We start from the raw sequence: 21,477 nt of genomic DNA, 5'->3' as shown, positions 1-21,477 counted from the left end.
CTCAATTTTTTATAGAGATGACGCTCGGATTCGCCGCGTGGGGCCAATCTCGGAAATTTTGGGTCCAGGCCGCACAAACGGCCAAAGGCTGATCAAGATACACAGCAGGCCCAAACCACACAAGCCGCCGAAAGTAGGAGAAACCCGCGCCGCGCTGGCTTTATAGGCAGGTACAACCCTGACAGCAAAACGCCGGTCGCCAATTTTACGGCGACCGGCGCGGGGTATCTGCAAGCTATTGAGAACACGCCATAAATGTCAGCCGGTGTTGCGCAAACCAGCGGCAATACCGGCCACAGACACCAGCAGCGCCTGTTCCAGAGGGCTGTCTTGTGCCGCTTCCTGTTGCCGCGATCGGGCCAGCAATTCGGCCTGCAGCAGGTGCAACGGGTCCAGGTAGGTGTTGCGCAGGCGGATGAACTCCAGCGTATCGGGGCTGTGGGCCAGCAGCTGAGACTGGCCAGTCAGGCCAAGCACCACACTGCACGCCTGCGACAATAGGTCGCGTAAGTGCGCACCCAATGGCAGCAGATCGGGCTGCACCAATCGCTCGTCATACAGCCGGGCGATATCGGCGTCGGCCTTGGCCAGCACCATTTCCAGCATATCGATGCGGGTACGAAAGAACGGCCACTGCTCGCGCATCTGCCCCAGCAACTCGCCTTCGCCACGCTCCAGGGCATTGTTCAACGCCGCTTCCCAGCCGAGCCAGGCGGGCAGCATCAGGCGGGTCTGGGTCCAGCCGAAGATCCACGGGATCGCCCGCAGGCTTTCAATGCCACCAGCCCGGCGCTTGGCCGGACGACTGCCCAGGGGCAAGCGACCCAGTTCCTGCTCCGGGGTCGACTGGCGGAAATACTCGACGAACTGCGGATTTTCCCGCACCACGGCGCGGTAAGCGCTGACACCGTCGGCGGCCAATTCGTCCATCAAGTGGCGCCAGGCCGGTTCCGGTGGTGGCGGTGGCAGCAAGGTTGCCTCCAGCACCGCCGCCAGGTACAGGTTGAGGTTTTGCTCGGCGATGTCCGGCAGGCCGAACTTGAAGCGGATCATCTCGCCCTGCTCAGTGGTACGGAAACGCCCCGCCACCGACCCAGGAGGCTGCGACAGAATCGCCGCGTGAGCCGGGCCGCCGCCGCGGCCTACGGTGCCGCCACGACCGTGGAACAGCAGCAGTTCGACTTGTTGTTCGCGGCAGATTTCCACCAGCCGTTCCTGGGCCCGGTATTGCGCCCAGGCGGCGGCGGTAGTGCCCGCGTCCTTGGCAGAATCCGAGTAGCCGATCATGACTTCCTGCGGGCCTTGCAGACGGGCGCGATAACCCGGCAACAGCAGCAGTTTTTCGATCACCGGGCCTGCGTTGTCCAGGTCAGCCAGGGTCTCGAACAACGGCACTACCCGCATCGGCCGTTGTACGCCGGACTCCTTGAGCAGCAGTTGCACGGCCAATACATCCGACGCGGCGCCGGCCATGGAGATGACGTAGGAACCCAGGGATGCAGCAGGTGCGGCGGCGATTTCCTTGCAGGTGTTCAGCACTTCGGCGGTGTCTGCCGAGGGTTTGAAGTAACCCGGCAACAAGGGGCGACGGTTGGCCAGTTCCTTCATCAGGAAGCTGATGCGCGCCTCTTCGTCCCAATCCTCGTAACGGCCAAGGCCCAGGTAGTCGGTGATTTCGGTCATGGCCGCGCAGTGGCGGGTGGAGTCCTGGCGTACGTCGAGGCGCACCAGGAACAGCCCGAACGTGACCGCCCGACGCAGGCAATCCAGCAGCGGGCCGTCGGCAATCACGCCCATGCCGCAGCTATGCAGCGACTCGTAGCACAGTTGCAAAGGCTCGAGCAGGTCGCGGTTGTTTTGCAGCACATCGGCGGGCGCCGGCGTGGTGGTCGTCAACGAGGTGTGGGCCCATTGGCGTGTGGCGCGCAGCCGCTCACGCAATTGCTTGAGCAACGCCCGGTAAGGTTCGACGCTGTCACCCACCTTGGCCTGCAATGCCGGGCTGGCCTGTTGCATCGACAGTTCGGAGGCGAGGTGGTCGATGTCGCGCAAGTACAGGTCAGCCGCCATCCAGCGCGCCAGCAACAGCACTTCGCGGGTGACCGGGGCGGTGACGTTGGGGTTGCCGTCGCGGTCGCCGCCCATCCAGGAAGCGAAGCGAATCGGCGCGGCCTCCAGAGGCAGGCGCAGGCCGGTAGCCGCGTGCAAGGCGTGATCGGCCTTGCGCAAATAATTCGGGATGGCGTGCCACAACGAATGCTCGATCACCGCAAAGCCCCACTTGGCTTCGTCTACCGGCGTGGGCCGGGTGCGGCGGATTTCTTCGGTGTGCCAGGCTTCGGCGATCAGGCGTTGCAGGCGATTGCGGATCTGCTCGCGCTCGGCGGTGGTGAGGTCGCGGTGATCCTGCAGGGCCAGTTGTGCGGCGATGGCGTCGTATTTCTGGATCAGGGTGCGGCGGGCGACTTCGGTGGGGTGGGCGGTGAGCACCAGTTCGATTTCCAACCGACCCAACTGGCGCGCCAGGGATTCGCTGCTGTGGCCTTCACTCTGCAGGCGCGCCAGCAGTTCCGGCAGCACCCGCGACTCGAACGGCGCCGGGGTTGATTCATCACGGCGGTGGATCAACTGATACTGTTCGGCGATATTGGCCAGGTTGAGAAACTGGTTGAAGGCCCGCGCCACCGGCAGCAGTTCGTCTTCCTTGAGTTGATTGAGGCTGGCACTCAGCTCTTCGCCGGCCACCTGCTCCGAGGCTGCGCCACGGCGGTCGGCCTTGGCGCCTTTACGGATCTGCTCGATCTTGTCGAGGAATTCATCGCCGTACTGTTCTCGAATCGTGTTGCCCAACAGTTCACCCAGCAGGTGAACATCCTCACGCAAACGTGCATCGATATCGCTCATCAGCCAATCTCCAGCAGAAAATCCGGGACGCTTTGATCTTCAAGAGTGCCGCCCACGGCGACGTCTTACAAGGAACTTTAAACCTTGTGAGTTGCAGCTAGTCTCAACAGTAAGCCGCAGCGTTATCCGCGCTGGCCGGCTGGTCACTCATCATCGCCCGCGTACCGTGGGCTCCATTGAGGTTGCCATGAAAATCCGAGAACTGGCCCAGCATTGGGAAGAAAACGCCAAGGGTCGCCTGACCAAAACCGAATACGCCATCCATCTGGACGTGGAAGCCGCCGCCAGGCTGGCGGCGATCTCCGAGATGTACCCCAAACGCCATACCGAAGAACTGCTCGGCGAGTTGATTGGCGCAGCCCTCGAAGAGCTGGAAGCGAGCTTTCCCTACATCAAGGGCAAGCAGGTGATTGCCACCGATGAGGAAGGCGATCCGCTGTATGAGGATGTCGGCCCAACCCCACGGTTTCTCAGCCTGTCACGGCGTTACCTGCACGATTTGTCAGCTCAGTCCGACAAGCAGAAACACTAGTAAACCTGCGCCTCAAAACCCTTGACCTCCCGTATCCAGGGCCTCCCACAGGCCCTGGATACCGCTGCGCCATGCAAAAGTTCCAACTTTTAAACGCTGACCGTTCAGTCAAATATTTTTTTAGGCAAATCGCCATCTTCGCTGAACTATTCAAAAAAGCCTCCGGTCACAGCCAGTAAGCCATCACTTGGAACAGCCGTTTGAATAGGCGTCCTGAGCTAACCGCCGGGCCCCGCAGACACTGCAAGCCGGAGATGGATTTGATGTTTTTCAGGAGTTACCTAATGGAGTTGAAGACGATGAAGACCAGCACTGCCAAAACCTCGTTTAACCACCTGCGCGGGCTTAAATTGGCCGCGCTGGCAATCGGCACCAGCTTCGTACTGGCTGGCTGCGCCGGCAACCCGCCGACCGAGCAATACGCTGTGACCCAATCTGCGGTGAACAGCGCTGTCAGCGCCGGCGGTACCGAGTTCGCAGCCGTGGAGATGAAGTCTGCCCAGGACAAACTGAAGCAAGCTGAAATCGCCATGCACGACAAGAACTACGACGAAGCCCGTCGCCTGGCCGAACAGTCCGAGTGGGACGCTCGCGTAGCAGAGCGTAAAGCCCAGGCTGCCAAGGCCGAACAGGCTGTGAAGGATTCCCAGAAAGCTGTTCAGGAGCTGCGTCAGGAAGGCATGCGCCCGGCTGTGATCCAGCCGCAACAATAAGCCGCCGCCCCTGATTGCATTGCACCCGAAACCGAATTGAAAGGACGACACGACTATGCGTAAACAATTGATGATCCCTGCCCTGCTGGCGATGAGCGTTGCTCTGGCGGCTTGCTCCACCCCGCCGAACCAGAACCTGGAAAATGCTCGGACCAACTTCTCGGCCCTGCAAGCCAACCCGCAAGCCACCAAGGTAGCGGCGCTGGAAACCAAAGACGCCAGCGACTGGCTGGACAAGGCTGACAAGGCCTACCGCGACAAGGAAGACCAGAAGAAGGTCGACCAACTGGCCTACCTGACCAACCAGCGCGTTGAAGTGGCCAAGGACACCATCGTCCTGCGTGAGTCCGAAGCCAAGCTGAAAAACGCCGGTGACGAACGTGCCCGCGCCCTGCTGCAGGCCCGTGACGCGCAGATCAAGCAACTGCAAGACAGCTTGAACGCCAAGCAGACTGATCGCGGCACACTGGTGACCTTTGGTGACGTGCTGTTCGCCACCAACAAGTCAGACCTCAAGTCCAGCGGCCTGGTGAATATCACCAAGCTGGCGCAGTTCCTGCGCGATAACCCGGACCGTAAAGTGATTGTCGAAGGCTACACCGACAGCACCGGTTCCGACTCGTACAACCAGAGCCTGTCCGAGCGCCGCGCCGCTTCCGTACAGCGCGCACTGGCCAACCAGGGTGTGGATATCTCGCGCATCGTGACCCAGGGCTATGGCAAGGAATACCCGGTTGCCGATAACGGCAGCGTTTCGGGCCGCGCCATGAACCGCCGCGTTGAAGTGACCATCTCCAACGACAACCAGCCGGTCAAGCCACGTTCTTCGATGGCCAACTGATCGATTGATGCTGGAAAAAAAACCCACGTTACTGTGGGTTTTTTTTCGGGTCGTCGAACCGGACAGGTCGGTTGGGATCCTCGGCTGGTAGCTCTATCTTCCCGCCGTAGCCATGTTCCGACAGCTTGTCGAGCAAGTGCTTGAGCTTATGATCCTCGGCGTCGAGCATTTCCAGCTTCTCGTGCCCCCTGAGCATGTTCACCATGTTGCTTATTGCAGCAATATCTATCGCCACCTTCTCGCCCCGACTCGTGTAAATCACATCGCTTCTGTGGTGCGTTACGCAATACGGTTCCAGATATTTCCATCATCAACTACGACTGCACCGGAGGGCCCAGCCCGCACACCACGCCGCCCGCTCCGTCGCTGCATGATCGTTTGAGGCCGCATGAAAAATCCCGCCAAATGGCGGGATTCTTTTATTTGCAGGCCAGGAATCAAGAGGTCCCAGTGCGCTTCAAGAGCATCGGGTCAGTAGCTTACTGGCGCCGAGTTATCCTGCTCCGGAGCCGCCTGCCCTTTGAGTTGGGCCAGCTCCGCCTCGAGCCTCTTGAGCCTTTCCTCAAGGCTTTCTTCGCCCTGCGCGCCCTGTGCACCACCGCCTCCTTGGGCGATCTGGTTCTTCAACTTCTGAATCTCTTGTTCCAATTGCTGAAGTCGCGAATCACCTCCCCCCGCACCGGCAGTGAATGGGGAAGACGAGTTGTTTACGCGAGGAATGTCCATTCAAGTGACTCCAAATTAAGTATCCGAGATAACCGAGCCAGCGCTGCTGGCCAGTACGGAATCTGTGGTAATCCACTTAAAATGGTTCCAGACCTTTCCCACTTGGCTCGCGCTACTGCTCCAATTGCGGCGTTTCCTGCCCCATGCAACGCACTGCCTGCTTCTTGCTGTTGACCAGTACGCCGGTCAGCCCTTTCTGTTCGGTATCAAACAGCACCAGCACGCCATCAACGCATTGCGCCACCTGGGCGGCCGGGGTCAGGGAGATTTTGTAGTCCTCGCCCGGCACGGTCTTGAGCATGGTGAAGTCGCTGAGCAGCAACGCATCCTCGGGCTTGGCGAAGTGCAAATAGCCGTAGTACCACAGGCAGCCAACGGTACCGATGATGGTGCCGATGCCGGTGAGGATCAGGGGGATCATGTTGCGTTCTTCGCTCATTGCGGGTTCTCTGCGTTGGAGTTCGGGGCCGCCGGGTAATTGGGGATTTCCCCCAGGCGGCGCAGCCCGTTGAAATGCTGGGGGTCGTCCAGGTAGCGCAGCATCACGGTTTGCCAGGTCTTGTCGGCAAAGGTTTGCACGTGGCCACCCCGGGTCAGTTGCAGCACCCGCGGTGGCGGCGCAGCCTGATACAGGCGAATGCCGTTGGAGAGCGGCACGATCGGGTCATCCAGGCTATGGAACAACAATTTCGGCACGCCGGTCAGCCGGGGCATGGCGTTGATCGCACTGTCGCCGTCCGGCACCAGCCACGACAACGGCACCTGGAACGGCCATGTTAGCCAGGAGGTGCTGAGGGCGAATTGTCCTACGTCACGATAACTGGCCGGCACACCGTCCAGTACCAGCGCCTTGAGCTGCGGCTGACGTTCGGGATGTTCCGCCAGGTAGTGCACCACTAGCGCGCCGCCCAGGCTTTGGCCCAGCACGATCAGTGGCTGGCCCTGGGTTTCGGGGGCGTTGTCGATCCACTTGAAGGCAGCGTCGATGTCCTGGTAGACCGCCGGCAGCGAAGGTTCGCCTTCGGACAGCCCGTAGCCGCGATAGTCCACCAACAGCACTTGATAGCCCTGCTCCGGCAGCCACCAGCTGCCGCCGAGGTGCCAGGCGAGATTGCCGCCATTGCCGTGCAGGTGCAGCACCGTGCCCTTGAGCGGCACGCCGGCCTTGGCCGGCAGCCACCAGGCGTGGAGCTTCAGGCCATCGGCGGTGGTCAATGTGACGTCACGGTATTGCAGGCGAGCCTTTTCCGGGGTGAACGGCATGCCGCGCTCCGGATAGAACAATAAGGAGCTGCAGCCGTTAAGGGTCAGTAGCAGGCAAAGAATGCCGAGGATTCTCATCCGTTGAAGCCTCGTGAATGGGTTGGGAACGATCCTGAAGACCTATGGAGATCAAAGGTGGAGCGGGCTTGCTCGCGAATGCGGTGATTCAGTAACCACATCTGTTGCTGATACACCGCATTCGCGAGCAAGCCCGCTCCCACATTTTGACTGAGTTCCTTCAGAGATATCGTTAAAGGATATTGGAGTAATCCGCCTCGATCCGGTCCAGGCTCAAATGGTTGAGGAAGTTGGAGAAACACATCCACGCCGCCAACGCATTCATGTCGCGGAACTGATCCGGCAGGTATTTGGGTGGCACCACCAGGCCTTCGTCCACCAGTTGGCGCAGGGTACGCATGTCTTCCAGGGTGGTCTTGCCGCAGAACAACAACGGCACTTGCTCCAGCTTGCCTTTGCGCACGGCCAACTGAATGTAGTTGTAAACCATGATAAAGCCCTTGAGGTAGGACAAATCCTTGGTAAACGGCAGACCCGTAGGCGTCGACCCACGGAAAACCCGGCTCGCGTTGCCGTAGCTTTCCGCCATCTCAAAGCCCTGCTCACGGAAGAACTCGAACACCTGCAGGAAGTCGGCTCCCTGCTCCACCATATGAATGGCGCGAGTGCGGTTGGTCAGCTTGCGCAGGCGGCTGGGGTAGGAGGCGAAGGTGATGATTTCCATCAGGATCGCCAGGCCTTCCTGGGTCACGGTCGACGAGGGCGGGCCCTTGGACAGGAAGGTGCAGATCGGCTGGTTTTGCCCATTGAGGGTGGTGCCCACGTGCACCAGGCCTTCATGGACCTCCAGGGCGCGCACGTCGCGGTCGTTGAACATCGCGTCGGCGCGGATCTTGATGTAGTCGGCACCTGCCGCCGCATCCGCCACGATACCGTCGGACTCGAACACCCGGATGGTTTCCTCGGCCTCGCCGAATACCTTGTTCAGGCGGCTCTGCAGCAGGTTGACGGCATCCTTGGCGGTCAGGGTCTTGGCTTCGTCCTTGAGGTCGCCACGGCCATCGATATTGTTCAGGTAGTCCGACATCATCAGGCCGAGGTCGGCCAGGGTCGGGTCACCGGCATGGAACGCATCGGAAGCGGCGCCATACAGCTCCTGGGAGATCAGGCCGAAATCCTCGGTGCCCCGCGCTTCGAGCATGCGCACCACCATGCGGTACTCCTTGCACATGCGCCGCATGATCTGCCCGACCGGGTTGAACTGGCCAAGCTGGCGGGTGATGTCACGCTCGATGTTCTGGAACTCCAGCTTCACCGCGCTGGAATCGAACGACAGCGGCCGGGTCAGGTAGTAGTCGCGGTCCACCGCCGGCATTTCCTTGCCCTTGGCCTTGAGGAATCCCTGGCGAATATTCTCGTCCCACTTCACGGCGTCGAGGACGCGAATCGGTGTTTGCGCCAGCACAATGCGATCGGACAAGGCGCGTATCGTCTGCTGGTAATCGTCCACCCGGTACTTCCTCTTTAAACGTTATTTGCCTGCACGCTGGTAGCGCACGGCTTCGACGAACACATCGGCATTGGCCGGATCATCCAGGTACGCAAATACCCGGGCCATGGAACTGTCGATCAACACACCGGCACCCTCGACGGTTTCGACGGTGCTGCCACTCAGGACCTTCTGGCCGACCGCCTGGTGGACCTGATCCAGGTCGAGGTTGTAGACCACCAGCTCGTGCTCATCATTCAATTCGAACCCGGCGAGGATGTAATGCCCGCCGAACCTGGTCGGCAATGGCGCCGACAGATACCAGCGGCTGCCATGCCGGGAAACCGTGAACAGGTATTCATCCCGCTGGCCCGGCTTGGCCTTAGGGTAGCTCACGGCTTTGTAGCGGTGCTCACCGACGCGGCTGATTTGCAGGTTGAGCGGCTCACCCCAGGCGTTTTTGCTGGCCCATTTGCCAAGCAGACCATCAGGCGCCGCCTCGCTGGCGGGCAACGGGTCCTTGAAGGTCACCAGGCAACCGTTGAGCAACAGGAACGACAAGGCGATCACGACGACGCGCCAGGCTTTCATTGGACAATCCCCTGTGTCAGACCGAAGCCAACACCAAATGCATGTAACGCTTGAGGATCTCAAGCATTTCTTCGCTGGTCAGAGGCTCTGCGCCGCCCAGCAGGCCCTGATATTCCATCCGACCGATAATCGCCGTCAACACTTTGGCATCCTGTTGCGGCTCGCGGGAACCCAATACCTGGAAAAACTGGCAAGTGCCCTGCAGCAGGATTTGCTGGTGGGAGCGCACCAGCTCGGCCAGGCGCGGGTTCAGCAGCGCTTCCTGGCGAAACGCCTGCTCGGCCATCAGGTGCTCACGGCGGTTGAGCAATTGGCGTTGCACGTAATCGGCGGTCAGGCGCGCGATGTCATCGGCCAGTTGCGAGCGCGACTGCGGGCTGCCGTCGCCATAAGCCACCATCTCGCGCAGCAGGCCTTCGTTACGCACCCACAACTTGCCCATGAACGCGGCGCTGCGCTCCACATATTGGGCGAAGGTGTCGGTGAGCAGGTCGTCGATGTCCTTGAAGTAATAGGTGGTGGCCGACAACGGCACACCGGCTTCCGCCGCCACCGCACGGTGACGCACGGCACGCACGCCTTCGCGTACCACGATGCGCATCGCTGCATCGAGAATGTCCTGCCTGCGCTGCTCACTGCCCCGGCGACTGGCCTTGCGGCCCTGGTACTGAACACTTTCAGCCACGGCAGCGGCAATGCCGGCGGCACCCTTTTGAGCCATTACGCGGTTCACGACGGATCTTCCTCCACAGTGTGACGCGGAGCGTCACGGGCTGCGTTCCCACGCGGAGCGTGGGAACGATCACCTGGCGCTGTTTACTTGACGCTTATAAACGCCACATAAAAAAGCCGCCTTATAAAAGGCGGCTTCGGATTTCGCTACGGTTACGCTTGTGGCCGCATGTGCGGGAACAAGATCACGTCACGGATCGACGGCGAGTTGGTCAACAACATCACCAACCGGTCGATGCCGATACCTTCACCGGCGGTAGGCGGCATGCCGTATTCCAGGGCGCGTACGAAGTCGGCGTCGTAGTGCATCGCCTCGTCGTCGCCAGCGTCCTTGTCGGCCACCTGGGCCATGAAGCGCTCGGCCTGGTCTTCGGCATCGTTCAGCTCGGAGTAGGCGTTGGCGATTTCACGGCCGCCGATGAACAGCTCGAAACGGTCGGTGACGTTCGGGTTGTCATCGTTGCGACGGGCCAGCGGCGACACTTCGAACGGGTACTGGGTAATGAAGTGCGGCTGCTCCAGCTTGTGCTCCACCAGCTCTTCGAAAATCATCACCTGCAATTTGCCCAGGCCTTCGAAGCCCAGCACCTTGGCGCCGGCTTTCTTGGCGATGGCGCGGGCCTTGTCGATGTCGTTCAGGTCATCGGCGGTCAGCTCAGGGTTGTACTTGAGGATCGAATCGAACACCGACAGGCGCACGAACGGCTCGCCGAAGTGGAACACCTTGTCGCCGTACGGCACGTCGGTGGTGCCCAGGACCAGTTGCGCGAGTTCGCGGAACAGTTCCTCGGTCAGGTCCATGTTGTCTTCGTAGTCGGCGTAGGCCTGGTAGAACTCCAACATGGTGAATTCAGGGTTGTGACGAGTCGAAACGCCTTCGTTACGGAAGTTGCGGTTGATCTCGAACACTTTTTCGAAGCCGCCAACAACAAGCCGCTTGAGGTACAGCTCAGGCGCAATACGCAGGAACATTTCCATGTCCAGCGCGTTGTGGTGGGTTTCGAACGGCTTGGCTGCGGCACCACCCGGGATGGTTTGCAGCATCGGCGTTTCAACTTCGAGGAAGTCACGCTTCATCAGGAAGCTGCGGATGTGCGCAATAACCTGCGAACGCACGCGGAAGGTCTGGCGCACTTCTTCGTTGACGATCAGGTCAACGTAGCGCTGGCGATAGCGCTGCTCGGTGTCGGTCAGGCCGTGGTGCTTGTCCGGCAGCGGGCGCAGGGATTTGGTCAGCAGGCGCACGCTGGTCATTTCAACGTACAGGTCACCCTTGCCGGAACGGGCCAGGGTGCCTTCGGCGGCAATGATGTCGCCCATGTCCCAAGTTTTCACCGAGGCCAGGGTTTCTTCGGACAGGGTTTTACGGTTGACGTAGACCTGGATGCGACCGGTCATGTCCTGGATCACCATGAACGAGCCACGGTTGAGCATGATGCGACCGGCAACCTTGACCGGGATTGCAGCCTCTGCCAGCTCTTCCTTGGTCTTGTCCGCGTACTGTTTCTGCAAGGCATCGCAGTAGTTTTCGCGGCGGAAGTCGTTCGGGAAGGCATTGCCCTTGGCGCGCTCGGCAGCAAGCTTTTCCTTGCGCAGGGCGATCAGGGAGTTTTCTTCCTGTTGCAGGGCTTGCGGGTCGAGTTGTTGGTCGCTCATGTCTTTAAATTTTCCATCAGGTTCGTTGTCCCCGGCCTGCGGCCGGGGATCGCCGGCAAGCCGGCTCCTACAAGGGAGTTACAGGCCAGATTTCAGGCTGGCTTCCAGGTATTCGTCGATATCACCGTCGAGCACCTTGTCGCAGTCGCTGCGTTCGATGTTGGTACGCAGATCCTTGATCCGCGACGCGTCGAGCACATACGAGCGGATCTGGTGACCCCAGCCGATATCCGACTTGGTGTCTTCCAGCGCCTGGGACGCGGCGTTGCGTTTCTGCATTTCCTGCTCGTACAACTTGGCCCGCAGCATTTTCATGGCGGTGTCCTTGTTCGCGTGCTGGGAACGTTCGTTCTGGCAGCTCACCACGGTATTGGTCGGTACGTGGGTAATACGTACGGCCGAGTCGGTGGTGTTTACGTGCTGGCCACCGGCACCGGAGGAACGGTAGGTGTCGATCCGCAGGTCTGCCGGGTTGATCTCGATTTCCACCTTGTCGTCGATCTCTGGCGAGACGAAAACGGCGGAGAACGACGTGTGGCGACGGTTGCCGGAGTCGAACGGGCTCTTGCGCACCAGGCGGTGTACGCCGATCTCGGTCCGCAGCCAGCCAAAGGCGTATTCGCCCTTGATGTGCACGGTCGCGCCCTTGATGCCGGCGACTTCACCGGCCGACAGTTCCATGATGGTCGCGTCGAAACCGCGTTTGTCGGCCCAGCGCAGGTACATGCGCAACAGGATGTTGGCCCAGTCCTGGGCTTCGGTGCCGCCAGAACCGGCCTGGATGTCCAGGTAGGCGTTGTTCGGGTCCATTTCATGGCTGAACATGCGGCGGAATTCGAGTTTGGCGAGGTTTTCCTCGAGACGGGCCAGCTCGGCGACGACATCGCCCACTGCGCCTTCGTCGTTTTCTTCTACGGCCATGTCCAGCAGGTCGCGGCAATCGCCCAGACCGGTGTTCAATTCGTCGAGGGTGTCGACGATCTGCGCCAGCGCAGCGCGCTCGCGGCCCAGTTCCTGGGCGTATTCAGGTTTGTTCCAGACAGCCGGATCTTCAAGCTCGCGATTGACTTCGGTCAGACGCTCATGCTTTTGATCGTAGTCAAAGATACCCCCGAATAGTTTCGGAGCGCTCGGACAGGTCCTTGATGGTGTTAAGGATCGGGTTGATTTCCATGGCGGGCAGCACTCGTTGGCGAACTTTTGAAAGCCGACGAGTATAACGACAAACGGCTGATAACGGCAGTCCGCTTGGCCGAAAAGGCGGGGATATGCACCATCCAGACAGCGATGAAGATCAAATGTGGGAGCGGGCTTGCTCGCGAATGCGGTGGTTCAGTCGCCAGATGCATTGACTGACACACCGCATTCGCGAGCAAGCCCGCTCCCACATTAGGTCTGCGACATCCCGCAGACCGTATTCCTACTCGATCCCCACCTGATTACGCCCATTGTGCTTGGCCAGGTACAAGCCTTTGTCCGCTGCCGAGATCAATTGCCGGCAATCGGTGCCCTGCACCGGGGTCATGGTCGCCAAACCGATACTGATGGTCAGGCTCGCCCCTTCTGCCGGGGCAATGTGCGGAATTTTCAGGCTAGCCACCGCCTGGCGCAGCTTCTCGGCCACCAGCCGTGCCCCACCCGGCGAGGTATTGGGCAGCACCAGGGCAAACTCTTCACCGCCATAACGCGCCGGCAAATCCGAAGGACGGCTGCTGGCATCACGAATGGTCGCCGCCACCTTGCGCAACGCCTCGTCGCCCTCCAGGTGGCCGAAACTGTCGTTGTAGGTCTTGAAGAAGTCCACGTCGATCATCAGCAGCGACAGTTGGGTCTGGTCACGCATGGCGCGGCGCCATTCCAGTTCCAGGTATTCGTCGAAATGCCGGCGATTGGACAGCCCGGTCAGGCCGTCGGAGTTCATCAGCCGTTGCAGCACCAGGTTGGTGTCCAGCAACTGCTGTTGGCTGACCCGCAGCGCCCGGTAGGCCGCGTCCCGTTGCAACAGGGTCATGTAGGAGCGCGAGTGATAGCGGATGCGCGCCACCAGTTCGATGTTATCCGGCAGCTTGACCAGGTAGTCGTTGGCCCCGGCAGCAAACGCCGCGCTCTTGATCAGCGGGTCTTCCTTGGTGGAAAGCACGATGATCGGGATGTTCTGCGTCGCCGGGTGATTGCGGTATTCGCGCACCAGGGTCAGGCCATCGAGACCCGGCATCACCAGGTCCTGCAGGATCACCGTCGGCTTGATACGGATCGCCTGGGCAATGGCCTGGTGCGGATCGGCGCAAAAGTGGAAGTCGATATTGTCTTCATGGGCCAGGCCCCGGCGTACGGCCTCGCCGATCATCGCCTGGTCGTCGACGAGCAGCACCATGGCGGCGTTTTCGTCGGTCTTGAAGTCGTCGAGCTGCAAATCATTCATTTACGGTCACCTGAATTACTACCTGCAGGCCAGGACAGCGTGTGATATCGGTCATTTTGCGAATACCTCCAGCAATCGTGGCGCAATTCTGTCCAATGGGCGAATTTCAACAGCCGCGTCAATCGCCGCTGCCGCTTTGGGCATGCCGTAAACAGCACAGCTTTGCTGGTCCTGCGCGATGGTCAGGTAGCCTTGCTGACGCATCAACTTAAGTCCCTGGGCGCCATCACGCCCCATCCCCGTCAGCAGCACGCCAACGGCATCGCCATTCCAGTAGCTGGCGACGCTCTCGAAAAACACGTCGATGGACGGCCGGTAAATCTCGTTCACAGGTTCGGCGGTGTAGGCCAGCGTGCCGTTCTTCAGCAGACGAATGTGATGGTTGGTGCCCGCCAGCAACACGACGCCACTTTGGGGCGGCTCGCCTTCCCGGGCCAGGCGCACCGGCAGGCCGGAGGCACTGCTCAGCCATTCGGCCATGCCGGCGGCGAACACCTGGTCCACATGCTGCACCAGCACAATGGCCGGCGAGAAGTCCCGGGGCAAGCCCTTGAGCAGGGATTCCAGGGCAGCCGGGCCGCCTGCGGACGAACCGATGGCCACCAGGCTCTGGCGTTTGCCCGTGGCCCGCTGGGGCGCAGGCTCGGCCCGCACGCGGCTGCCACGCTGGCCAATCAGCCAGCCGATATTGAGGATCTTGCGCAACAGCGGTGCCGCGGCGTCCTTCGGATTGCCCACGCCCAGTGCAGGGGTGTCAACCACGTCCAGGGCGCCATGGCCCATGGCTTCGAATACACGGCTGACGTTGGCCTGGCGGTCGACGGTGACAATCAGGATCGCACAGGGCGTCTCGGCCATGATCTGCCGGGTGGCCTCCACACCGTCCATCACCGGCATGATCAGGTCCATCAGAATCAGGTCGGGCGTGAACTCGGCGCAACGCTGCACTGCTTCCAGGCCGTTGTCTGCAACCCACACCACTTCGTGGGCCGGCTCAAGGCTCAACGCCCGGCGCAAGGCCTCCACGGCCATGGGCATGTCATTGACGATCGCAATCCTCATGCCCGTGCTCCTCCAATCAGCTCCACCACCGCGTCCAACAGCGCGTCGTCATGGAAGCTGGCCTTGGCTAGATAATAGTCGGCGCCGGCGTCCAGTCCACGACGACGGTCTTCTTCCCGATCCTTGTAGGAAACAACCATCACCGGCAGGGATTGCAGGCGAGTATCACGGCGCAAGAGTGTGACCAATTCAATACCGTCCATGCGAGGCATATCAATGTCCGTGATCAGCAGGTCGAAGTCTTCGGAGCGCAGCGCGTTCCAGCCATCCATGCCATCGACTGCCACGGCCACTTCATAACCGCGATTAAGTAACAATTTGCGTTGCAGCTCACGCACGGTCAGCGAGTCATCCACCACCAGAATACGCTTGCGCGGTGCTTCGAGGGTTTGCTGGGTGCGTCGGGCGATGCGCTCCAGACGACCGGTATTCAGCAGTTTGTCCACCGATCGCAGCATGTCTTCGACGTCGACGATCAGCACCACCGAACCGTCATCGAGCAACGCTCCGGCGGAGATGTCCTGGACCTTGCCCAACCGGTCGTCCAGGGGCAATACCACCAGCGTGCGCTCGCCGATAAAACGCTCCACGGCAATCCCGTAGACCGCGTCGCGCTCGCGGATCACCACGACCTTGAGGGTTTCCTGACTGCCCTGCCCCGGCGGGCGCTGCAGCAACTGGCTGGCGGCGACCAGGCCGACATGCCGGCCTTCGTGCCAGAAATGCTGGCGGCCTTCCAGTTGCACGATGTCGTCGGGCGCAAGATCGCACATGCGCTCGATGTGGGCCAGCGGGAAGGCGTAGGCCTCTTCGCCAACTTCCACCACCAGGCTGCGCACTACCGACAGGGTCAACGGCACTTCCAGGTGGAAGCGACTGCCCTGCCCCGCCGTCTGCTCCAGCACCACCGCGCCGCGCAACTGGCGCACCATATGCTGCACCGCATCCAGGCCGACCCCGCGCCCCGAGACCTCGGTGACCTTGTCCCGCAGGCTGAACCCCGGCAGGAACAGGAACGTGAGCAGTTCCTCTTCGCTCAGGCGCAGGGCGGTTTCCACCGGCGACAACTGCCGGTCGACGATGGTGCCGCGCAGGCGCTCCAGGTCGACACCGTTACCGTCGTCGCTCAACTCCAGCACCAGCAAGCCGGCCTGGTGAGACGCCCGCAGGCGGATCAGGCCTTCAGCCGGTTTGCCCGCCAGCAGGCGTTGCTCGGGCATTTCAATGCCGTGGTCAACAGCATTGCGCAGTAAATGGGTCAGCGGCGCTTCGAGTTTTTCCAGCACATCGCGGTCGACCTGGGTTTTCTCGCCTTCGATTTCCAGGCGTACCTGTTTACCAAGGCTGCGGCCCAGGTCACGCACCATGCGCACCTGCCCGGCCAGCACGTCGGCAAACGGCCGCATGCGGCACGCCAGCGCCGTGTCGTACAAGACTTGGGCGCGTTGCCCGGCCTGCCAGCCGAACTCGTCGATTTCGGCGGTTTTTTCCGCGAGCAGTGCCTGGGCTTCGCTCAACAGGCGGCGGGTATCAGCCAGCGCTTCCTGGGCTTCCAGGCTCAGGTCGACGGTCTTGAGGTGGCCGTCGAGGTTTTCCAGGGCGCGGGCACTGTTGCTCTGGATGCGCTTGAGGCGTTGCAAGCTGGCGAGGTAAGGCTTGAGCCGCTGGGTTTCCACCAGGGACTTGCTGGACAGGTCCAACAGGCTGTTCAAGCGTTCGGCGGTCACCCGCAACACCCGCTCGCCGCCTTCGGTCATGCGCTTATTTTGGCGTGGCAGTTCGGCACTGACCGGCGGCGCGGCCTCGGGCTCCGGCGGCAGGGTCAGCAGCGCTTCCATCGACAATTCAGGTTCTGGCGCGGGTGTGGGCGGCGGCGCAGGCTTTGGCGCAGCGGGCGGCGCGACTTTCTGCGACGGATCGAGCAACCGCTCCATCAATGCCACATAGGACTCGATGTCCGCCGGGCCCACGGTGTTGCCCGGCGTGGCAATGCGCATCAACAAATCGGTGCCTTGCAGCAGTGCGTCGATATGTTCCGGCAGCAGGTACAAGCGGCTTTCCTGGGCGCTGACCAGGCAATCCTCCATCACGTGGGCCACGCTGACCCCCGCGTCCACCCCGACAATCCGCGCCGCGCCCTTCAGGGAATGGGCGGCGCGCATGCAGGCTTCGAGCTGGTCGGCCTGGGTCGGGTTGCGCTCCAGGGCCAGCAGGCCGGCGCTGAGCACCTGGGTCTGGGCGTCGGCTTCCAGGCTGAACAGCTCCAGCAGCGAGGCATCGCGCATCTGGTCGGGGGTCATGTGAGGCTCCGGGTCACGGCAGACAACAATTGCGCCTCGTCCAGCCAGCGCAGGCTGCGGCCTTTCCACTGCAACACCCCTTGGGTGTAGCGGGCGCTGGCCTGGGAGCCCGACGCAGATGCCGCATTCAAGGTGCGTTCATCAATGGCATGGATACCGTCCACTTCGTCCACCGGCACCACCACCGGGCCGTCCTGCGCCGCGATGATCAGCATGCGCGGCATGATTCGTGCGCCACTGGGGCCGCTGCCGGTGCTGTCCAGCCCCAGCAATTCCACCAGGGACAGGCACGCCACCAGTGCGCCACGCACGTTGGCCACGCCCAGCAAGGCGCGGGAACGCTGATGGGGCAAGGAATGGATCGGCTGCAACGGCGCCACTTCCACCAGGCAGCGAGTGGCGATGCCCAGCCATTCTTCGCCGAGGCGGAACATCAGCAGCGAACGGGTGAGGACATCACCCTCGACTTCCGGCGTCGCGACGGGGCGGTGATCGTCCTGCTGCAAGGCATAACGGTCGAGCAGGCGCGTGGCGGCGGCGGAATACACCGAGCAATTGCGACAGTGAATGTGCTCGGCCAGCAGCGGGCAGGACTTGTCACCGTGGATGCCGATGCGGTTCCAGCAGTCATCGATGGCCTGGGTATCGGCCAGGGTCAGGTTCAGCTCGGGATCCAGGGTCATGATTTACGCTCACTGTCAGCTCGCTCGCTGCGCGCGGCACGAGCCTGCAAACGCCGGGCGCCGGCGACATCGCCCTGGGACTCGAGCAACGCGGCCAGGTGCATCAAGGCCTGCGGGTGCTGGGGTTCCAGGTACAAGGCTTTTCTGTAATAACCCTGGGCTTCCAGGGCGCTGCCGGCCACATCGCTGAGCAGGCCCAGCCAATAAAACACCTGGGCCGCCGGCGGATGGCTCTGCAAATAACGCTCGCAGGCAGCACGGGCTTCCAGGCTCTTGCCTTCATTGGCCAGGGTCGCAATCTGACTGAGCAGATCGGCGGCGTCCGACTGCGGGGGCGGCGGCTTGATCGGTACCACTTGGGCACTGACGGTGCTGAACGGCCGGGGCCTGGTCGGGATAGGCGCGGCACTGCGCTGAGGAATCGGCGCGGGCATCGGCACAAATACCGGTTCAGGCGCGGGCTCCGCATGCCGGCTGAAGGCAAACGACTGCGGCACGCCAATCGAACGCATGCCCAGGCGCCCCAGCAGGCTGCCTTCGGCAGGCCCGATAAACAGCACGCCGTCGACATGGGTCAGGCCCTTGAGCACTTCAAACACCTGCTTCTGGGTCGGCTGGTCGAAGTAGATCAGCAGGTTGCGGCAGAACACAAAATCGTAGGTGGGCTCGTTGGCCAGCAGCGTGGGGTCCAGCAGGTTGCCCACCTGCAGGCGCACTTGTTCGCGTACCCGGTCGGCAATCCGGTAGCCGTCGGTTTGCTCGGTGAAGTGGCGATCGCGGAACTCGAGGTCCTGGCCGCGAAACGAATTCTTGCCGTACACCCCACGGCGGGCGCGCTCCACCGACAGCGGGCTGACGTCCATCCCCTGCACCTTGAACTGATGCGGCGCCAGCCCGGCGTCGAGCAAGGCCATGGCAATCGAATAGGGTTCTTCGCCGGTGGAACACGGCAGGCTGAGGATCCGCAGGGCGCGCATCTGCTTGATTTCGGCCAGGCGGGCGACCGCCAGCCGGCCCAGGGTGGCGAAGGATTCGGGGTAACGGAAAAACCAGGTTTCGGGGACGATCACCGCTTCGATCAGCGCTTGCTGTTCGTCGGTGGAGGCCTGCAATTGCTGCCAGTATTGATCGGCGGTCTGCGCGCTGAGCGCCATGCTGCGCTGGCGTACGGCACGCTCGATGATCGCTTCGCCCACCGAGGCAACGTCCAGGCCAATGCGCTCTTTAAGGAAGTCGAAGAAGCGTTGATCACTGCTCATCAACCCTCCTCGCCCGCGGCAAACAGCAGCGCCTGCACGTCAGCCGTCAGCAGGTCCGCCACGCCGATCCACTGCATCAAGCCACGCTCGTCTTCGCGCACCGGGCCCAGGTAACGTGCCTGGCGGTTGTCCAGGCCGTAGGGCTGGAACTCCGCCGGGTCACAGCGCAGGGTATCGGTGGCCTGTTCGAGGATCAGCCCCAGCCAGCGTGCCGGAGTGAGTGCATCCGGCTGATAATTGACCAACACCAGGCGCGTGCTGGTGCGGGCCTGGGCCGGCGTACCGAAGGTCAAGGCACTGAGATCGATCACCGGCACCATTGCCCCGCGATGGGCAAAGATCCCGGCGACCCACACAGGCGCATGGGCAATGGGCTTGAGCGGCAGGCGCGGCAGCACCTCGGCCACTTCAGTGGCCTTGAGGGCATACCGTTCATTACCGATGTGAAACACCAGGAACAGTGCTTTCTTCACTGCCGCAACGGCACCGCGTTTAGCCGCGAGGTCGTTCATCAGACTTTAAAACGCGACACGCCGCTGCGCAGGCCGACGGCGACCTGGCTCAGCTCGTCGATGGCAAAGCTGGCCTGACGCAGGGACTCCACGGTCTGGCTGCTGGCATCGCCCAACTGCACCAGCGCATGGTTGATCTGCTCGGCGCCGGTGGCCTGGGCCTGCATGCCTTCGTTGACCATCAACACCCGTGGCGCCAGGGCCTGCACCTGATGGATGATCTGCGACAGCTGCTCGCCCACCTGCTGCACCTCGAACATGCCACGGCGCACTTCTTCAGAGAACTTGTCCATGCCCATCACCCCGGCCGACACCGCCGACTGGATCTCGCGCACCATCTGCTCGATGTCGTAGGTGGCCACGGCGGTCTGGTCGGCCAGGCGCCGCACTTCGGTGGCTACCACGGCAAACCCGCGACCGTACTCACCGGCCTTCTCGGCCTCGATGGCAGCGTTGAGGGACAACAGGTTGGTCTGGTCGGCGACCTTGACGATGGTCACCACCACCTGGTTGATGTTGCCGGCCTTCTCATTGAGGATCGCCAGCTTGGCGTTCACCAGGTCGGCCGCGCCCATCACCGAGTGCATGGTTTCTTCCATGCGCGCCAGGCCTTGCTGGCCGGAGCCGGCGGCCACCGAGGCCTGGTCGGCGGCGGTGGAGACTTCGGTCATGGTACGGACCAAGTCCTTGGAAGTAGCAGCGATCTCCCGCGAAGTAGCGCCGATCTCGGTGGTCGTCGCGGCGGTTTCAGTGGCCGTGGCCTGTTGTTGCTTGGAAGTCGCGGCAATCTCGGTTACCGAGGTAGTGACCTGTACCGAAGAGCGCTGTGCCTGGGACACCAGGGCGGTGAGCTCGGTCATCATGTCGTTGAAGCCGGTCTCTACTGCGCCGAATTCGTCCTTGCGTTCGAGGTTCAGTCGTTTGCTCAAGTCGCCGGTGCGCATGGTTTCGAGGATGTCGACGATGCGTTTCATCGGCGCCATGATCGCGCGCATCAGCAGCAGGCCGCAGAGGCCGGCGGCGAGGATCGCGAGGATCAGCGAGACGCCCATGCTGATTTTTGCAGCGGACACGGCGTCGTCGATAGCGTTGGTGGCGCGGTCCGCGACGTTTTTGTTTTCGGTGATGATGTCGTTGAGCTTCATGCGGCCTGCGGTCCAGGTCGGGGTCAGCTCTTCGTCGAACACTTTGCGGGCGGCGGCGACGTCATTGCGTTGCAGGTTTTCAGTGACTGCGGCCAAAGCCTTGTTGTAGGCCTGGTGCAGGGCTTCGAACTTATCGAACTCGGCCTGATCTTCAGCGCCGTTGATAGTTGCCTTGTAATTGGCCATTTGCGTGATGATGCGCGCTTCGAAGGACTTGTAGTCGGCCTTGTCGGCTTCGGTGAGTGTCTTGTCTTTGCGCAGGCCGATGATGTCGAGGGTGTCGAGGTAGCTGTCGACCCATGCGCTGCGGATCATGGAGCTTAGGTAGACCCCGGGGACTGCGTCATCGCGGACTGACTCTTCGCCAGCCTCGATCTTCAACAGGCGTGAATACGAGACCACTACCATCAGCAGCATGATCGCGATGATGACCGCAAAGCTCGCCAAAATCCGTTGGCGCAAGGTCCAGTTCTTCACAGTAATTCCTCGAGGGCCATTCAAATGGAGAGGAGTATAGCTGAGCGGATGCCATCATTAATCAACGGGTTGTGGGATCTGGGTCACGCTCGGGGGAGGAAAGTTTTCTTGGGGGGGCATATCCGTTGCTGCGGTAACGGCGGCTTATGGTT

General features: G+C 61.7%; 20 protein-coding genes. 3 read left to right on the top strand and 17 right to left on the bottom strand.

The window, feature by feature from the left end:
• Window positions 1–258: 258 nt before the first annotated feature.
• Window positions 259–2,904 (bottom strand): phosphoenolpyruvate carboxylase, encoded by a 2,646-nt coding sequence (gene ppc / locus HX818_RS19495; protein ID WP_177020587.1) that lies wholly within the window; start codon window positions 2,902–2,904, stop codon window positions 259–261.
• A 187-nt stretch (window positions 2,905–3,091) separates the two neighbouring features.
• Between ppc and HX818_RS19490 the strand changes: the two genes are divergently transcribed.
• From HX818_RS19490 to HX818_RS19480, 3 genes are all read left to right on the top strand, one after another.
• The gene (locus tag HX818_RS19490; RefSeq protein WP_003219222.1) at window positions 3,092–3,436 is read left to right on the top strand and encodes a hypothetical protein; all 345 of its coding nucleotides are present in this window, start codon (window positions 3,092–3,094) and stop codon (window positions 3,434–3,436) included.
• Between the two features lie 284 nt (window positions 3,437–3,720).
• Window positions 3,721–4,149 carry a DUF4398 domain-containing protein gene (locus HX818_RS19485; protein ID WP_003219226.1) on the top strand — a complete coding sequence of 143 codons (429 nt, stop codon included), beginning with the start codon at window positions 3,721–3,723 and terminating at the stop codon, window positions 4,147–4,149.
• 55 nt (window positions 4,150–4,204) lie between these two features.
• Entirely contained in the window at window positions 4,205–4,990 is a 786-nt protein-coding gene (locus HX818_RS19480; RefSeq protein WP_003219227.1) for an OmpA family protein, read from the top strand.
• Window positions 4,991–5,018: 28 nt separating this feature from the next.
• On the opposite strand, the gene HX818_RS19475 is transcribed toward HX818_RS19480, so the two are convergent.
• From HX818_RS19475 to HX818_RS19400, 16 genes are all read right to left on the bottom strand, one after another.
• Entirely contained in the window at window positions 5,019–5,252 is a 234-nt protein-coding gene (locus HX818_RS19475) for a hypothetical protein (RefSeq protein ID WP_008431103.1), read from the bottom strand.
• Between the two features lie 209 nt (window positions 5,253–5,461).
• Entirely contained in the window at window positions 5,462–5,716 is a 255-nt protein-coding gene (locus HX818_RS19470; RefSeq protein ID WP_003219231.1) for a FlxA-like family protein, read from the bottom strand.
• 112 nt (window positions 5,717–5,828) lie between these two features.
• A complete protein-coding gene (locus HX818_RS19465; RefSeq protein WP_003219233.1) occupies window positions 5,829–6,155 on the bottom strand; it encodes a hypothetical protein in 327 nt (108 codons plus the stop codon).
• The gene (locus HX818_RS19460; protein ID WP_032898691.1) at window positions 6,152–7,057 is read right to left on the bottom strand and encodes an alpha/beta hydrolase; all 906 of its coding nucleotides are present in this window, start codon (window positions 7,055–7,057) and stop codon (window positions 6,152–6,154) included. The genes HX818_RS19465 and HX818_RS19460 overlap by 4 nt, the downstream gene beginning before the upstream one ends.
• Before the next feature lie 172 nt (window positions 7,058–7,229).
• A complete protein-coding gene (locus tag HX818_RS19455) occupies window positions 7,230–8,507 on the bottom strand; it encodes a flavohemoglobin expression-modulating QEGLA motif protein (RefSeq protein WP_003219237.1) in 1,278 nt (425 codons plus the stop codon).
• A gap of 21 nt (window positions 8,508–8,528) precedes the next feature.
• The gene (locus HX818_RS19450) at window positions 8,529–9,077 is read right to left on the bottom strand and encodes a hypothetical protein (protein ID WP_177020586.1); all 549 of its coding nucleotides are present in this window, start codon (window positions 9,075–9,077) and stop codon (window positions 8,529–8,531) included.
• A 16-nt stretch (window positions 9,078–9,093) separates the two neighbouring features.
• Complete coding sequence (locus HX818_RS19445; RefSeq protein ID WP_023659125.1) at window positions 9,094–9,810, bottom strand: TetR/AcrR family transcriptional regulator; 717 nt, start codon at window positions 9,808–9,810, stop codon at window positions 9,094–9,096.
• Between the two features lie 152 nt (window positions 9,811–9,962).
• Window positions 9,963–11,465, bottom strand: a complete 1,503-nt coding sequence (gene lysS / locus HX818_RS19440) for a lysine--tRNA ligase (RefSeq protein WP_003219243.1) — start codon at window positions 11,463–11,465, stop codon at window positions 9,963–9,965.
• Between the two features lie 78 nt (window positions 11,466–11,543).
• Window positions 11,544–12,639 (bottom strand): peptide chain release factor 2 gene (prfB, locus tag HX818_RS19435; protein WP_096236834.1). Its coding sequence is split into 2 segments (ribosomal slippage): window positions 11,544–12,566 and window positions 12,568–12,639, totalling 1,095 coding nucleotides; the frame shifts between segments, so codons are not numbered across the junction.
• A 246-nt stretch (window positions 12,640–12,885) separates the two neighbouring features.
• On the bottom strand, window positions 12,886–13,887 hold the full coding sequence (locus HX818_RS19430; RefSeq protein WP_003219248.1) for a diguanylate cyclase: 1,002 nt from the start codon (window positions 13,885–13,887) through the stop codon (window positions 12,886–12,888).
• A 51-nt stretch (window positions 13,888–13,938) separates the two neighbouring features.
• Complete coding sequence (locus tag HX818_RS19425) at window positions 13,939–14,949, bottom strand: chemotaxis response regulator protein-glutamate methylesterase (RefSeq protein ID WP_177020585.1); 1,011 nt, start codon at window positions 14,947–14,949, stop codon at window positions 13,939–13,941.
• Window positions 14,946–17,249 carry a hybrid sensor histidine kinase/response regulator gene (locus HX818_RS19420; protein ID WP_177020584.1) on the bottom strand — a complete coding sequence of 768 codons (2,304 nt, stop codon included), beginning with the start codon at window positions 17,247–17,249 and terminating at the stop codon, window positions 14,946–14,948. The genes HX818_RS19425 and HX818_RS19420 overlap by 4 nt, the downstream gene beginning before the upstream one ends.
• A complete protein-coding gene (locus HX818_RS19415) occupies window positions 17,246–17,932 on the bottom strand; it encodes a chemotaxis protein CheW (RefSeq protein WP_177020583.1) in 687 nt (228 codons plus the stop codon). Before HX818_RS19415 ends, HX818_RS19420 begins: the two co-directional genes overlap by 4 nt.
• Window positions 17,929–19,191, bottom strand: a complete 1,263-nt coding sequence (locus HX818_RS19410; RefSeq protein WP_134325821.1) for a protein-glutamate O-methyltransferase CheR — start codon at window positions 19,189–19,191, stop codon at window positions 17,929–17,931. The genes HX818_RS19415 and HX818_RS19410 overlap by 4 nt, the downstream gene beginning before the upstream one ends.
• A complete protein-coding gene (locus tag HX818_RS19405; RefSeq protein WP_003219259.1) occupies window positions 19,191–19,703 on the bottom strand; it encodes a chemotaxis protein CheW in 513 nt (170 codons plus the stop codon). The genes HX818_RS19410 and HX818_RS19405 overlap by 1 nt, the downstream gene beginning before the upstream one ends.
• Window positions 19,703–21,325, bottom strand: a complete 1,623-nt coding sequence (locus tag HX818_RS19400) for a methyl-accepting chemotaxis protein (protein ID WP_003219261.1) — start codon at window positions 21,323–21,325, stop codon at window positions 19,703–19,705. The genes HX818_RS19405 and HX818_RS19400 overlap by 1 nt, the downstream gene beginning before the upstream one ends.
• Window positions 21,326–21,477 lie beyond the last annotated feature (152 nt).

Source organism: Pseudomonas sp. F9001 (assembly GCF_013385435.1).
Taxonomy (GTDB): domain Bacteria; phylum Pseudomonadota; class Gammaproteobacteria; order Pseudomonadales; family Pseudomonadaceae; genus Aquipseudomonas.
The sequence above is the reverse complement of the archived record's forward strand: the minus strand, read 5'-3'. Positions and strand labels throughout refer to the sequence as shown.